This window comes from Phaeobacter sp. SYSU ZJ3003, assembly GCF_041300735.1.
Lineage (GTDB): Bacteria > Pseudomonadota > Alphaproteobacteria > Rhodobacterales > Rhodobacteraceae > Phycobacter > Phycobacter gallaeciensis_A.
This window is the reverse complement of record NZ_PXNU01000019.1, coordinates 65,796-80,061: the sequence shown is the minus strand read 5'-3', so window position 1 is coordinate 80,061 and position 14,266 is coordinate 65,796. Positions and strand designations below refer to the sequence as shown.

Sequence of the window (14,266 nt, the reverse complement as noted above, 5' to 3'; positions counted from 1 at the left end):
TTGTGAATAAGGGGCCGGAAAGTAACGATTTGTTTGTGAATGAATTTCCTGCGTGCCTTGCACTTGTAAATTTTCAGGGCGAAATCCGTGCAAAACCCAATTTTTACGGGTGATTGGGAGTCAACGATACCGGCACTCTGCCTGGGCGGGTACGGGGCTTTTGTGCAAGATTTCCGAAGGGAGGGGGTGTTGCTGTCGGTACGGACATGCGGCAAATCGCGCGCGGATCCGCACGCCGTACCTTTTGCCGGGTTCTGAGGTGGGCTCACGGAGCTGTCAGCAAAACGTCCGGGCCGGGGCTTGGCAGTGCGCCGCCTTACAGGTAGCTTACTGCGCAAGCGTTCCAAAGGACAATGTCCACGACTGCAAGGAACGCAGAATGGGAGAGATACAACATGAATAAACTTCTGACTGCCGCCGTGGCGGCTGCCGCGGGATTTGCAATTGCCGGTGAGGCCGCTGCGACCGAATGGAACGTGTCGGTCTGGGGCAAACGCCGCGCCTTTACTGAGCATGTCGAGAAACTGGCCGAACTGGTCAGCGAAAAGACCGATGGCGCCTTTACCATGAACGTCAGCTATGGCGGCCTGTCGAAACCGCGTGAGAACCTGGACGGGATCTCCATCGGTGCCTTCGAAATGGCACAGTTCTGCGCCGGCTATCACCGCGACAAGAACCCGTCGATCACCGTGCTGGAACTGCCGTTCCTGGGCGTGAACAACCTGGCCGAAGAAGTTGCCGTCAGCCACGCTGTCTATGCACATCCCGCCGCTGCCAAGGATCTGGCGCGCTGGAATGCCAAGCTGCTGATGACTTCGCCCATGCCCCAGTACAACCTGGTCGGCACCGGCGAGCCCCGCGACGAGCTGGCTGAATTCGACGGCATGCGTGTGCGCGCGACCGGTGGTCTGGGCAAGGCCTTCGAAGCCGTGGGCGGGGTCCCGACCTCGGTGCCCGCGACCGAAGCCTATAACGCGATGGAGTCGGGCGTTGTTGATACGGTTGCCTTTGCGCAGCACGCGCATCTGTCCTTTGGCACCATCAACAAAGCAGACTGGTGGACCGCGAACCTGAACCCCGGCACCGTGAACTGCCCGGTTGTGGTCAACACCGATGCCTACGACATGCTGAGCGATGCCGAGCGTGAGGCGCTGGACAGCTCGGTTGACGAGGCGATTGCGCATTACCTCGACAACTACGGCAAGCTGCTGACCAAATGGGACAGCGTGCTGGAAGAAAAAGGCGTTGAGAAAGTCATGATCTCGGAAGAACAGCTGGCCGCGTTCCGCGCCAAGGCTGCCGACCCGATCCGTGAACAGTGGATCAAGGACATGACCGCTCAGGGCATTCCGGGCCAGGAACTCTATGACCTGGTGATGAAAACTCTGGAAGACACACGCGCGGGCAACTAAATCCCGCGTTGCAGGAGCAGGCCGGGACCACTCTCCCGGCCTGTTTTTGTTTCCGTTCTCTTGAAATGAAAGGTGGGGGCCATGGCGGGAAACGCCGCGGTATTGGAAGACGACAGTCTTGTCAGTCGTCTTGACAGACGTTTGTTGCAGGTCGAACAGGTGCTGGCGCTGATCAGCGGTCTGGCGGTCTTTTCTCTTATGGTGCTGGCAGTGGTTTCTGTGGGCGGGCGGAATGCCTTTAACGCCCCGCTGCCGGGGTATGTCGACTGGATCGAACAGGCGATGCCGCTGATCGCCTTCATGGGCATTGCCTATGTGCAGCGCGAAGGTGGTCATATCCGTATGGATATCGTGATTGGTGCCCTGCGCGGCCGGGCCCTGTGGCTGTTCGAACTGTTCTCGGTGCTGTTGATCCTTGCGTTGATGATCTGCCTCGTCTGGGGCAGCTGGGCGCATTTTGCGCGTTCGTTCGATTTCGCCGCGCCCCTGTGGAGCCGTGACAGCTCGATCGACATCGGTATTCCGCTCTGGCCGGCCAAATTGCTGGCGCCGGTGGCCTTCTCGGTTCTGTGCTTGCGTCTTGTGCTGCAGGTTTGGGCCTATGGTCGGGCGCTGGTTCTGGGGCTGGACGCTCCGGCAGCTGTGCCGCTGATTCAGGATGCTGCCGCGCAAGCCGCCCATGAGGCAGAGATGCTGACCGGCCATGACGACGCGCCCGGCGACAGCGCCGACAGCCGAAACTCTCAAGGATAGGAAAAGCACATGGAACCGATTGAAATCGGCCTGTGGGTCACGGGTTTTCTGTTGATCCTGGTCGTCACCGGCATGCGCGTTGCCTTTGCCGCAGCTCTGGCCGGTCTGGTGGGGCTGACATGGATCTTCTGGGCCAAGTTCGGCTATGATCCCTCCCGCTTTACAAAGGCGCTGACCATTGCCGTCAAAACCGCCGGGCAGGTGCCGCATTCCAAGGTCTCAAGCCAGGCATTGTCGCTGATCCCGACCTTCATCCTGATCGGCTATCTGGCCTATTACGCAGGTCTGACCAAGGCGCTGTTTGAGGCAGCCAAACGCTGGATCGCCTGGTTGCCGGGCGGACTTGCGGTTTCGACCGTTTTTGCGACCGCCGGCTTCGCCGCCGTGTCTGGCGCCTCTGTTGCGACCTCGGCGGTGTTCGCACGGATCGCGATCCCGGAAATGCTGGCCATCGGATATAACAAGCAGTTCGCGGCTGGCGTTGTGGCAGCAGGGGGCACGCTGGCCTCGCTGATCCCGCCCTCGGCGATCTTGGTGATCTACGCCATCATCGTTGAACAGGACGTGGGCAAGCTGTTGCTCGCGGGCTTTATCCCCGGCGCCTTCTCCGCAGTGATCTACGGGCTGCTGATCGTCGGCATCGCGATGATCTTCAAAACCGTCGGCCCACCGGTCAAAGGCTTCACCTGGAAGCAGCGGTTTGCGGCCCTGCCGGGCGCGCTGCCGATCATGTTCGTGGTCGTGATCATCATCTTCTTTGTCTACAATCCCTTTGGCGAAGCCTGGGGCACCCCGACAGAAGGGGGCGCACTCGGCGCCTTTGTGGTCTTCCTGATGGCGCTGTGGCGCGGCATGAAATGGGCCGAGCTCAAGTCGGCGCTGCTGGAAACCGCGAAACTGGCGGTGATGATCTTCTCGATCATCTGGGGCGTTCTGATCTACGTGCGCTTCCTCGGTTTTGCCGATCTGCCGGGCGCGTTTTCGGACTGGATCACCTCGCTTGAGATGTCGCCGATGCTGATCCTGATCTGCATCCTGTTGGCCTATGCGGTGCTGGGGATGTTCATGGACGCCATCGGGATGCTGCTGCTGACCTTGCCGGTTGTCTACCCTGCGGTGATGGCGCTGAACGGCGGCGAAGCCGTGTCGGCTGCGGATAGTGCATTCGGCATGAACGGCACCATGTGTGCGATCTGGTTCGGCATTCTGGTGGTGAAGATGGCTGAGTTCTGCCTGATTACACCGCCAATCGGTCTCAACTGCTTTGTTGTGGCCGGGGTACGGGATGACCTGACGGTGCAGGACGTGTTCAAGGGCGTGACACCCTTCTTCATCGCCGATGCCATCACCATCGCGCTGTTGGTCGCCTTCCCGGGGATTGTGCTCTACCTGCCATCGCTGGCTGGATAAACGCAAACCGCAGCACAAAGAAAGCATGCCGTCCCTCATTCTGTGAGGGGCGGTTTTTTGTTTGAAAGCCGGAAAATGGGTAGCGGGTATGCCTTGGGGTACTGGCTTTTCCTGATTCGAAACGCCGGTGCGATCGTTAAATGTACGATAAATGAAACTGCGGTCGCAATGCGATCACTTTGCTGCCTGCTCATTTTTTGAGCGTTATCCGTTTGAAAAGTAAGTAGACATCCCAATCCACATGCGAAAGCGCGCTTGATTACGCCTTTTGGATGTTACAGCCACGCATCTGCACTTTTGATCGGAGAAACACAATTGTCTAAATCTTAAATATTGAAGGCGCTAATTCCGCAAATTCATCGTGAAAAATTGTATCACGATGAGATCTTGTAAATTGTAGTGAGGACAAACAATGGTGCGTGACACTCAGGATACCCTTGCAAAGTTTGCTTTGACGGGGAACGACCACGAACAATTGGTTCGGGCTGGCAAGATGGTCATGCCGATCCTTGATGATGCCCTCGAACACTTTTATTCGTTCGCGGTCGCAGATCCCGAGATCGCGCAATTCTTTCCGGACGACAGCGTGATGGCCCACGCCCGGTCCGCGCAAAAAAAGCACTGGCAGCGGCTTCTGTCCGGTACCTTTGACGAGGCCTACTTCGCCTCAGCCGAACGTGTCGGCACGGTGCATTTCAAGATCCAGTTGCCCTTTTCGATGTACCTCTCCGGCTATTCGCGGGCCAATGCATATATCCAGCAGCGCTTGCTGGAACGCTCTGGGGCGCTTTTGGGTAAATTCGCCAAGCGCAAACATGGGGAAATCCTTGGCACATTGACCCGTGCCTTTGCCTTTGACACCTATCAGGTGATTGAGGCCTATTTCGCGGCGCAGAAGGCAGAACAGGACACGGCGTTTAAGTATCTGAGTGACGGAATTAGGCGGATGTCGGAACGGGATCTGTCGCAGAGCATCCCCGGCCCCGATGAAAGCGATTACCCCGCACGCTACGATCAGGTGCGCCAGTCGTTCAACGAGTTGATGGGCTCTATGCGGGATATCATCGTTACCATTCAGGATTCGACCGGCAATCTGAACCGCGTGGCCAGCGAGGTGAGCCAGTCTGCTGGGGATCTGTCCCGCCGGACCGAAACCCAGGCGGCGACGCTGGAAGAAACCGCCGCGGCGGTGGAAGAGATCAACAACAGCATGCGTTCCTCAACAGAATCGACGTCAAAGACTGAAGAGGTGGTTCTCGTCACCCGGAACAACGCTGCAACAGGAAATGAGGTCGCCGAACAGGCGGTCCTGAAAATGCGCGAGATTTCGGAGTCATCGGTGCAGATTTCCCAGATCATCAGCGTCATCGACGACATCGCCTTCCAGACCAACCTGCTGGCGCTGAATGCCGGGGTCGAGGCCGCCCGTGCAGGCGATGCCGGTCGTGGCTTTGCCGTGGTAGCCTCCGAGGTGCGGGGACTGGCGCAGCGTGCCGCCAATTCCGCAAAAGAGATCAAAAGCCTCGTGACATCTAGCACGCAGCATGTCGATGCAGGCGTCGCGATGGTGGATCAGGCGGGGGCCGTGCTTACCAGTATCGTTCAGGAGATTGAGACGGTTTCGGGGCTGACGGCTGATATCGTCAATTCGGCGCGGGCTCAATCGACAGGCCTGTCTGAGATTTCGGTTGGCGTCTCGCAGCTTGATACCGTGACGCAGCAGAACGCGGCCATGGTCGAGGAAACGGCTGCTGCCATCATGTCCCTGCAGCAGGACACGCAGGTTCTTTCGGAACTGGTCGGAACCTTCAGGGTGTCAGGGAACGCACCAGTGCCTATCGGAGTCACCAGGGCGGGCCTGTCGGAGGCTCCGTTGGAGTTGCTGCCGCGCGCCGTCGGGTACTGAGGCTCATGCCCGGCCTGTAGACCGTGGGGGGCGGAGAACAGCCCGAAAGGGGGCGCCCGATAACCCAAAGCGACGCGTGATTGGCGCGAACTCTGCGGACAAGCCTCGCAGGTTGACGGCGCTTGCCTCAGCGCAACGCGGCACGGCTGCGGTCCGGGACGAAGGCCAGGCATAACACTGCGAGTGCGCAGGCCAGCATCATGTAAAGCCCGGGGGCGGTTGCGATCCCGGTGCTGGCGATCAAGCTGGTTGCGATCATCGGCGTGAGGCCGCCAAACACGCCGACCCCCAGGTTGAACGCAACCGAATATCCAGACAGGCGATCCTCTTCGGGGAACATCTCTACGAACAACGCCGGGCCAGAGCCAAGCGGAACCGAAAGCAGGGCGAAGGCAAGCACATGGAACAGCACGACCGGCAGCATCGCGCCACCAGATCGCAGCATCCAAAGGTGCATTGGCCAGCTCAAGAGACCCAGCCCCAATAGCGCCACGGCGATCCACGTGCGCCGGGCGAGGAACCTGTCCCCGACGATGGCGCCAAGCGGCATCAGGGGGATGACTAGAATCGTCATGGCGGTGTTGATGGTCAAGGCTGTGCTGCGCTCCACCAAGTTCTGACCTGACAGCCATTCCGGCAGGTAGACGAAGGTGATGTAAAAGCACGTCCCATAGCTGGCAGCAAAACCCAGCGCGAGAAGGGTTTCTTTCAGGTTGGTGGTGAAGGCCTGCAAGAGGGGAGAGGTATCCTCGCGTGCGGCGTCATGTTGGCCGAAACGTTCGGACCCATGCAGGTTGCGCCGCATCAGGATGGCGGTAACGCCAAGCAATGCTCCGCCCAGAAACGGAAGGCGCCAGGCGCCGTCCTGCATGCTTTGCGCATCAAACAGGGTAGTGACCAGCGCGGCCGCGCCGACACCCAGGAGCGATCCAGTCATGGAGCCGATATTCGCCCAGCTACCGGTAAGACCGCGCCGTCCCGTCGGTGCGGTTTCAACCAGATAGGTCGCAGAGGAGGAAAACTCGCCTCCGACAGAAATGCCCTGCAGGATCCGCACCAGAACCAGCAGCACCGGTGCCAGAACGCCGACCTGCGCATAGGTTGGCAGCAGGCCCAGCAACAGGGTCGGAAGCGCCATCATAGCTACCGAAATCTGCATGGTGCGTGCGCGCCCATAGCGATCTCCGAACCAGCCAAAGACCGCTGCCCCGAGTGGCCGCATCAGAAAACCGGCCGCGAAGATACCGTAGGTGGCGATCAGGCCTGCGGTCGGGTCTTGGGATGGAAAGAACACCGGCGCGATAATGCCCGCCAGATAGCCGTAAAGCGCAAAGTCGTACCATTCCACGACATTGCCGATAAAGCCCGCCATAATGCGGTGCCTGAGTTCGGGGTCTTGAATTGCGCCGGTCCGTTGCTGCACGATCATCGACCTTGATCCGCTCCTTTGGCGTGTTTCGACATCGCCCTTCTCTGCGGTGTCATGTTTCCAAGCATCTGCATTCAATCAAGCCTTTTCCTGAACCGCAGCGATGCAATGGTCATTCCCAGCACCGCAAAGCCGATCAACCAGGCAGCGTCGGGCAGAACGTCGGCCAATCCGGCATCGCGTAGAAAGACGCCGCGGATGATCCGCAGAAAGTGCGTGACCGGCAGCAGATCGGCCAGGCGCTGCGCGCCTTCCGGCATGCCCTCGTAGGGAAACATGAACCCCGACAAAAGGATCGAGGGCAGCAGCACGAAAATCGTCATCTGCATCGCCTGAAGCTGGTTCTTGGCAATCGTGGAGATGACCAGCCCGAGCGACAGACTCGCGATGATGAAAAGCAGGGTCACCACCAGCAAGGTCCAAACCGACGCGGTGGTGGTGACCGAAAACAAGGCCCATCCAAGCCCGAGAATGATGGTGACCTGTATCAGGCCAATCCCGACAAAGGGCACGATCTTCCCGATCATCAGCTCCAGCGGACGGATGGGGGTCGCGATGAGCATCTCCATATTGCCCCGTTCGGATTCGCGTACGATTGCCGCGGCGGTGAACATGATCATCGTCATCGTCAGGATGATCCCGACCAGGCCGGGCACGATATTGACCACGGTTCGTTGCTCGGGGTTGTAAAACAAGGCGACTTCAAAGGTGGGGGTGGGACGGGGCGATGGTTGGCGCAGCAGCGCCTCAAGCGGCATGGTGCGCAGGGACCGGATCGCGCCGGCCACCAGCGTGTCCGACCCATCCGCGATCCATTGGGCGACGGGGCGCGCGGTGGTGTCCGTTGCGCCCTGGGAAAACCGTGCGCCCACCGCCGGATTGCGGACAAGGCGCTGGCTGACGTCCTTCGGAATGATGAAGGCCGCTCGGACCTCGGCCCGCATGATCGCGCCTTCGGCCTCGGCCACCGTGGCGAACCGGCTTTCAAAGCGGACCACCTGCGTGGCCTCTACCATCTGCACCAGCGCGCGGCTGACGTCCGTATTGCTCTGATCGACGATGGCGGCGGGGATGTGGCGCACCTCCGTGTTGATCGCATAGCCGAACAGGACCAGCTGGATCAGCGGGATCATCACAATCATGCCAAAGGTCAGCCGGTCCCGACGCAGTTGCAGTAACTCCTTGCGGATGATGGCGAGGATATGCCGGTAGGAGATCACGCCGTCCTCTCCGCGACTCTTTCCCCTGTGGCCAGCACGAACACGTCCTCAAGGTTGGGGCGCGTGGGCTGCGTTTGGATCTCTGCAAACTCCGCAACGGCCGCCGCCACCGTCGCTTGCGGATCATCGGTTTCAGTGGCGACAAGCACACGCAGCCGCGATCCGACCTGCGCCACCGACAAAATACCTGTGGTGGTCGAAAGATGACGGCGGACGGGCCTCAGGTCTGGGCCCGAAACTTCGATGACGCGCCCCTGCACACTCGCCATCAGATCACGCGGTGCACCTTCAGCCCGTTTTCGTCCCTGATCCAGGATCGCGATTTGGTGGCAGCGTTCGGCTTCATCCATCAGGTGGGTGGACACGATGATCGTGGTTCCGCCTTCGACCAGATCAAACAGTTGTTCCCAGAAACTGCGCCGTGTTTCCGGATCGACCGCGGCAGTGGGCTCATCCAGAAACAACAACTCGGGCCGGTGCAGAACCGTCGCGGCCAGCGCAAGACGCTGGCGCTACCCCCCGCTCATCTCACCGGCAAATTTATCGGCCTGCGCGGCCAGATCGTAGGTATCCAGAAGCTCTTCGATCCGGGCGCGTTTTCGGCTGCCCCCGAAATCGTGGATATCGGCGATGAAGCCGAGGTTCTCCAGAACGGTCAGGTCGCGGTAATGCGTGAAACCCTGCGTCATATATCCGATGTGGCGTTTGAGCGGTTCTGCATTGCCCGGAAGCCGCGTACCCAGAACCAGAGCCTCACCGGCGGTGGGTTTCAGCAAACCAAGCAGCATGCGCATGGCGGTGGTCTTGCCCGATCCGTTTGGGCCCAGCAGGCCGTAGACCGTACCTTTGGTGATCTTCAAATCAACCTTGTCGACCGCCATCTTGGTCCCGAACATGCGGGTCAGCCCATGGGTTTCCACCACAACTCCGCTCATGGCAGATAGGCCGTCACGGGCAATCCGACCGGAAGATCACCGGCCTGCGGTGGCATGTCCACTTCGGCCATATAGACAAGGCGGCTGCGCTGTTCCTTGTTCAAGGCGTAATAGGGCGTGAAGGCAGGCTCGGACTTGATCCAGCGAACGGTGCCGGAAAAGCGGCCCTCGATCCCATCGACCTCAACCTGCACTTCCGCGCCGATCTTGAGGCCTGCCCGGGCGGGTTCCGGAACATAGATTCGGGCAAAGGGTCGATCATCCGTCAACAGGATTGCCACCGGGCTGCCCATCGGCACACGCTCTCCAAGGCTCCAGGGCAGGTTGTCGAGAATGCCATCACGGGATGCGACGATTGTGAGGTTCTGCAGCCGGATCCGCTCGGCAGCGACCTGCGCATCGGCTGCTCTCAGCTTGGCCTCGGCAATGCGAATGTCCTCTTCGCGGGCGCCGGTTTCGATTTCCAGCAAGGCCTGTTCGGCGCTTTGCAGTTCCGCCAGGGCGGCATTGCGCCGCGCGATGTCCTGATCAAGGCTGGCCTGCGTGATCGTTCCGCGTTTCAGCAACTGGCTGTTGCGCTCGACCGTACTCTGCGCCTCGTGATAGACGGCCCGGGTTCCATCGACCCGGGATTGTGCAATCGCGATTTCTTCCTCGCGCGCGCCGGTTTGCAGCCGCTCCAGATCGGCCTGCGCCTGCGCCCGGTTTGCCAGCGTCACATCAAGGTTGGCTTGCGCCAGCCTGTCATCAAGTTGGACTAGAACCGTCCCCGCCGTCACGCTCTGACCTTCGGCGACGGGCAATTCGGTTATGATCTCGTTGGCGGTCGCGGTGAGAGCAACGCGTTCGCGCGCAAGCACGCCCAGCGCCACATGCGTATCGGGTCCCTGACAAGACGGAATTAGAAAAGGCAGGGCGAAGAGCGCCCGTGTCGCCTGCACCATGAAACTCATCATTGCGATGCCGGTCTCCCCGTCATGACAGTCTCAGCCAGTCTGCACATGTTTTGAACGTCAGGTACATAGGCGCGACCATAGGAACGGCGGCAGCTGCGATCCCTGATTTATGTCAAAGCGTAGGCGCAGGACCGCTTTATCGTCGGTCGGGAATTGGAGGCGATCCCAGCTTTTTGGTGGTCTCTTGGGATAAGGCTGCGTCGGTAAAGGGAAAAAATATGGCAATGCGGAACATCGTGATGCCGATTGCACCGGGACGCTATGACCCGTCAAGCCTGAGCCGGGCCATCACCCTGGCCAAGCGTCTGCCCTGCCATCTGGATGTGGTCTTTCTGCTTCCGGACCCGAAAGAGACATTCATCTATACGGGCATTGAGCCGACCGAACAGGACGGTCCTTTGTCCGACATCCGAGACCGCATGGAAGATCACGGGCGCAGCGCGGCCGAGGCGTCGCGCCGGTTGTTTGCCAAGCTACGTAAGGAGGCCGGGTTGGAGCTGCGGCAAAAACCGTCGCTCGCGTCGACTGCCAGCGGCGCATGGCACCGGATCAAGGGGGAGCCGCAGGAGATGATCACCCCCCTGGCCAGACGCGCAGATGCGACGATCTTTACGCCTGAGACCGCCAGATACACTCTGATGGCGGATAATGTTCTGGAGGCTGCCTTGTTGCGGTCAGGGCGCCCGGTGCTCTATCTGCCGGGGGAAGACGGCCAGCAGGTAGACATATCCCGCGTCATGATTGCCTGGGATGGCAGCAGCGCCTGCGTGCGGGCGATCTCGGCCTGGCTCGCCAGTGGTTTGCCGTTGCAGGAGGTTTTTCTCGTGCACGTGGCGGACCCGCACGAGGACCAGCCGAACAGCGACAGTATTCGCGACCATCTTGCCTGGCACGGTGTTCCCTGCACGGCCGAGACCCGCCGCAAGGGCGCCGAGCCCGTCGGTGCCGTGCTGGCAGAAGCCGCAGTCGATCTGCACTGCGGGCTGATCGTCATGGGTGGATATGGTCATTTCCGCAGCTGGGAGGCGATTTTCGGAGGCGTCACGCGCTATATGATACACCATGCCCAACGTTCTCTGTTTATGATGCATTGAGATGAGCGAGACCGTAGCAGATATCCAGACACCCTCGCCAAGCGACAGCACAGGCGCGCATGGAGCCGTCTCCCGCATTGACGGCTCCGTCATTGAGGTGCGCTTTGCAGAGGGCGATTTGCCAGAGATCAATAGCGCGCTTGAGGTACAGTGGGACCGCCCGAGCAAACTGCTGCTGGAGGTACAACAACACGCCGACCCGACCCATGTGCGCTGCGTTGCCATTCATGAAACGGCGGGGCTGGCTTGCGGAATGCCTGTCCTGGCGACCGGCAGCCCGATCACTGTGCCAGTTGGAGAGCAGGTGTTGGGCCGTATGATCAACGTGGTCGGAGAGACGATCGACAAGGGGCCGGACCTGCCCGAAAGCACGCCACGCCGCGGCATTCACCGGCGCGCCCCGCTATTGTCGGTACAGAATGCAGGCACCGAGGTTTTTTCGAGCGGGATCAAGCTGATCGACCTTCTTGCTCCGCTTGCACGCGGCGGAAAGGCCGCCATGTTCGGTGGCGCCGGGGTTGGCAAGACCGTTCTGATCATGGAACTGATCCGCTCCATCGCTGACCGTTACAAGGGGCAATCGGTCTTTGCTGGGGTTGGGGAGCGGTCCCGCGAGGGACATGAGCTGTGGCTCGACCTCAAACGCTCCGGCGTGATCGACAGAACGGTTCTGGTCTTTGGTCAGATGAATGAGCCACCCGGTGCGCGCTGGCGCGTGGCGCTCTCTGCCCTCACCGTTGCCGAGTATTTCCGAGATGAAATGGCGCAGGACGTCTTGTTCCTGATCGACAATGTTTTTCGCTTTGTTCAGGCCGGTTCAGAGGTCTCGGGTCTGCTGGGGCGTTTGCCGTCACGCGTGGGCTATCAGCCAACGCTGGCGACGGAAATCGCAGAGCTGGAGGAACGGATTGCCTCGGTCCGCAGCGCAGCGGTTACCTCGATCCAGGCGGTCTATGTTCCGGCCGATGATTTCACCGATCCGGCGGTCGCGGAAACCTTCACCCATCTCGACAGTGCCATCGTGCTCAGCCGGGACATGGCCAGCGAAGGTCTGTATCCCGCGATTGATCCGCTCGCCTCAAGCTCATCGCTCCACGATCCCCTGATTATCGGTCAGCGCCACTATGATACGGCCGAGCGGGTACGGCGCCTGATCGAGCAGTACAGGGAACTGCAGGAGATCATCTCGCTGCTCGGGATCGACGAGCTGAGCGCGACGGACCGGCAGGCCGTCGGGCGCGCGCGGCGCCTTATCCGGTTCATGACGCAGCCGTTTGTCGTGACCTCACAATTTACCGGACGGGCCGGGGTCTCGGTCAGTCTTGAAGACACGCTGACCGGATGCGAGTCCATTCTGGACGGTGAGACCGACGATTGGGACGAAAGCGCGCTTTATATGGTGGGCACGCTGGAAGACGCCCGGGCGGCGCAAGCCAAGTTGCGGCAGAGCACATGAAACTTGTCGTCGCCACCCCTACGGAGATTGTCGAGGAGGTCGATGACATCGTCTCGGTCCGTGCAAGCGACGATACCGGCGCCTTTGGCATCCAGCCCGGACATGCGGATTTCCTGACGGTCCTGCCAATTTCGGTTGTCAGCTGGCGGACCAAGACGCGTTCCGGAGTGGTTGTCATCCGGGGCGGCATCCTCACGGTGCAGGGCGGGAGCAGGATCGACATCGCCGCCCGCGGCGCCTGGCGCGAGGATCAGCTTTCCGATCTCGGGTCCAGCGCGATTGCGGAATTGCAGCGCGAGGACAGCGACGAAGATGTGACGCGCAAATCCGAACACCGCCTGCATCTGGCCACGATGCGCCAGCTCGAACGGTTGCTGCGGGGCGCGCGCAAGGAGACGACCACGCCACGACTGGACGCCGGGGCCAGCCCGGGGGCAGGGGAGGAGGCGCGATCATGAGTGATCCGGACAACAACGAACGCGATGAAATGCTGAAGGTCATCCGCACAACCCAGGACCGGCGCCAGAAATGGCAGGAGGAGGGCGAACGTCCCCTGTGGAAGAACCTTTCGATGATCGGCGCGCTGGGCTGGCTCATCGTCGCGCCAACGCTGCTCGGCGTTTTTTTGGGCCGGTGGCTTGATAGCAAGCTGGGCACCGGTGTTACCTTCAGCGGCGCCCTGACATTTGCGGGCGCCTGTTTCGGCTTTTTCCTTGCATGGCACAGGATGAATGAGAAATGACATTATACCTTTTGTTGAGCCAATTCGTGAACCTGCTTCCCTGGCTGCTTGCGGGCCTCGTCCTGGGGGCTGTCTATTTTGTCCTTTTGGGGCGGACGGTTGCGGCAATCGAAGCTGATGCGGGATGGCGCCGCGCGGCGGTGTTCGTTGGCCTGCGGCTGGTGCTGGCAACCGGGGCATTCGCATTGGCGGCCATGCAGGGCACGGCGCCGCTGGTCCTGACGCTGCTGGGGTTCATCGCGGCGCGCATGATCGCCATCCGGCGGGTCAAAGGACAGGGCTGATGGACACGAGCCCGCTGCTGCCCGATATCCTGTTTCACATCGGCCCGGTGCCGATCAGCCGCGCCGTGGTGACGACCTGGGCGTTGATGCTGGCCATGGCAGCGTTCCTGCGCATCGCCTTGCGTAAACCCGCCCATGATGCCGGCCCTGTTCAGGCGGCGCTCGAAGTTGTGCTGCTCGCCATCGTGAAACAGCTGCGCGAGATCCTCGGGCGTGATCCCTGGCCCTTCCTGCCGCTGCTTGGGTCACTATTTCTGTTCCTCTGCCTTGCCAATCTTGCGGCTGTGCTGCCCGGTGCCACACCGCCCACCGGACATATTGAGACGCCCGCCGCGCTGGCGCTGATCGTCTTCCTGTCGGTGCATTTCTACGGTCTGAAGATTCGCGGCACGGGGCCATATCTGCGGCACTATCTGGAGCCGAGCCCGCTTCTCCTGCCGCTGAATATCCTGTCGGAGCTGACGCGGACCTTTTCGCTGATGATCCGCCTGTTCGGCAACATGATGAGCCACGAGTTCGTCCTGGCCATCGTGGTGTTTCTGACCGGCCTACTGGTTCCGGTCCCGTTTCTGCTGCTCGGGATCCTGATCGGGATAATCCAGGCCTACATCTTCACCGTTCTCGCCGCCGTCTACATCGCTGCCGCTGTCGGCGCGGTCGAGACATAAG

Annotated in this window: 15 protein-coding genes; 10 read left to right on the top strand and 5 right to left on the bottom strand. The window is 60.7% G+C overall.

Annotation, left to right across the window (positions count from 1 at the left end; translation table 11 throughout):
* Nucleotides 1-395: 395 nt before the first annotated feature.
* From C6W91_RS08540 to C6W91_RS08525, 4 genes are all read left to right on the top strand, one after another.
* Nucleotides 396-1,412, top strand: a complete 1,017-nt coding sequence (locus C6W91_RS08540; RefSeq protein ID WP_065270510.1) for a C4-dicarboxylate TRAP transporter substrate-binding protein — start codon at nt 396-398, stop codon at nt 1,410-1,412.
* A gap of 81 nt (nt 1,413-1,493) precedes the next feature.
* Nucleotides 1,494-2,165, top strand: coding sequence for a TRAP transporter small permease subunit (locus C6W91_RS08535; protein WP_274833432.1), 672 nt, complete (start codon nt 1,494-1,496; stop codon nt 2,163-2,165).
* Between the two features lie 9 nt (nt 2,166-2,174).
* On the top strand, nt 2,175-3,575 hold the full coding sequence (locus tag C6W91_RS08530) for a TRAP transporter large permease (protein ID WP_065270508.1): 1,401 nt from the start codon (nt 2,175-2,177) through the stop codon (nt 3,573-3,575).
* Nucleotides 3,576-3,987: 412 nt separating this feature from the next.
* Nucleotides 3,988-5,481: a methyl-accepting chemotaxis protein gene (locus C6W91_RS08525; protein ID WP_370570760.1), complete on the top strand. Its 1,494-nt coding sequence runs from the start codon at nt 3,988-3,990 to the stop codon at nt 5,479-5,481.
* A gap of 127 nt (nt 5,482-5,608) precedes the next feature.
* Here C6W91_RS08525 and C6W91_RS08520 read toward each other — a convergent pair whose 3' ends face one another.
* From C6W91_RS08520 to C6W91_RS08500, 5 genes are all read right to left on the bottom strand, one after another.
* Nucleotides 5,609-6,853 carry an MFS transporter gene (locus tag C6W91_RS08520; RefSeq protein WP_370570759.1) on the bottom strand — a complete coding sequence of 415 codons (1,245 nt, stop codon included), beginning with the start codon at nt 6,851-6,853 and terminating at the stop codon, nt 5,609-5,611.
* A gap of 131 nt (nt 6,854-6,984) precedes the next feature.
* Nucleotides 6,985-8,130 (bottom strand): ABC transporter permease, encoded by a 1,146-nt coding sequence (locus tag C6W91_RS08515; protein ID WP_370570758.1) that lies wholly within the window; start codon nt 8,128-8,130, stop codon nt 6,985-6,987.
* Nucleotides 8,127-8,627, bottom strand: coding sequence for an AAA family ATPase (locus tag C6W91_RS08510; protein ID WP_370570767.1), 501 nt, complete (start codon nt 8,625-8,627; stop codon nt 8,127-8,129). The genes C6W91_RS08515 and C6W91_RS08510 overlap by 4 nt, the downstream gene beginning before the upstream one ends.
* 15 nt (nt 8,628-8,642) lie before the next feature.
* Nucleotides 8,643-9,065: an ATP-binding cassette domain-containing protein gene (locus tag C6W91_RS08505; protein ID WP_370570757.1), complete on the bottom strand. Its 423-nt coding sequence runs from the start codon at nt 9,063-9,065 to the stop codon at nt 8,643-8,645.
* On the bottom strand, nt 9,062-10,021 hold the full coding sequence (locus tag C6W91_RS08500; RefSeq protein ID WP_368948083.1) for an HlyD family secretion protein: 960 nt from the start codon (nt 10,019-10,021) through the stop codon (nt 9,062-9,064). Before C6W91_RS08500 ends, C6W91_RS08505 begins: the two co-directional genes overlap by 4 nt.
* Before the next feature lie 218 nt (nt 10,022-10,239).
* On the opposite strand from C6W91_RS08500, the gene C6W91_RS08495 reads away from it, so the two are divergent.
* Genes C6W91_RS08495 through atpB form a run of 6 tightly spaced genes read left to right on the top strand, consistent with a single transcriptional unit; the run spans nt 10,240 to nt 14,265 of the window.
* The gene (locus tag C6W91_RS08495; RefSeq protein WP_370570756.1) at nt 10,240-11,115 is read left to right on the top strand and encodes a universal stress protein; all 876 of its coding nucleotides are present in this window, start codon (nt 10,240-10,242) and stop codon (nt 11,113-11,115) included.
* 1 nt (nt 11,116) lies between these two features.
* Nucleotides 11,117-12,571: a F0F1 ATP synthase subunit beta gene (gene atpD / locus C6W91_RS08490; protein ID WP_370570755.1), complete on the top strand. Its 1,455-nt coding sequence runs from the start codon at nt 11,117-11,119 to the stop codon at nt 12,569-12,571.
* Nucleotides 12,568-13,029, top strand: a complete 462-nt coding sequence (locus tag C6W91_RS08485) for a F0F1 ATP synthase subunit epsilon (RefSeq protein ID WP_370570754.1) — start codon at nt 12,568-12,570, stop codon at nt 13,027-13,029. The genes atpD and C6W91_RS08485 overlap by 4 nt, the downstream gene beginning before the upstream one ends.
* Complete coding sequence (locus tag C6W91_RS08480; protein ID WP_065270499.1) at nt 13,026-13,313, top strand: AtpZ/AtpI family protein; 288 nt, start codon at nt 13,026-13,028, stop codon at nt 13,311-13,313. Before C6W91_RS08485 ends, C6W91_RS08480 begins: the two co-directional genes overlap by 4 nt.
* Nucleotides 13,310-13,597 carry an ATP synthase subunit I gene (locus C6W91_RS08475; RefSeq protein ID WP_274835907.1) on the top strand — a complete coding sequence of 96 codons (288 nt, stop codon included), beginning with the start codon at nt 13,310-13,312 and terminating at the stop codon, nt 13,595-13,597. Before C6W91_RS08480 ends, C6W91_RS08475 begins: the two co-directional genes overlap by 4 nt.
* The gene (gene atpB, locus C6W91_RS08470; RefSeq protein ID WP_274833442.1) at nt 13,597-14,265 is read left to right on the top strand and encodes a F0F1 ATP synthase subunit A; all 669 of its coding nucleotides are present in this window, start codon (nt 13,597-13,599) and stop codon (nt 14,263-14,265) included. The genes C6W91_RS08475 and atpB overlap by 1 nt, the downstream gene beginning before the upstream one ends.
* The last annotated feature ends 1 nt before the right edge of the window (nt 14,266 follow it).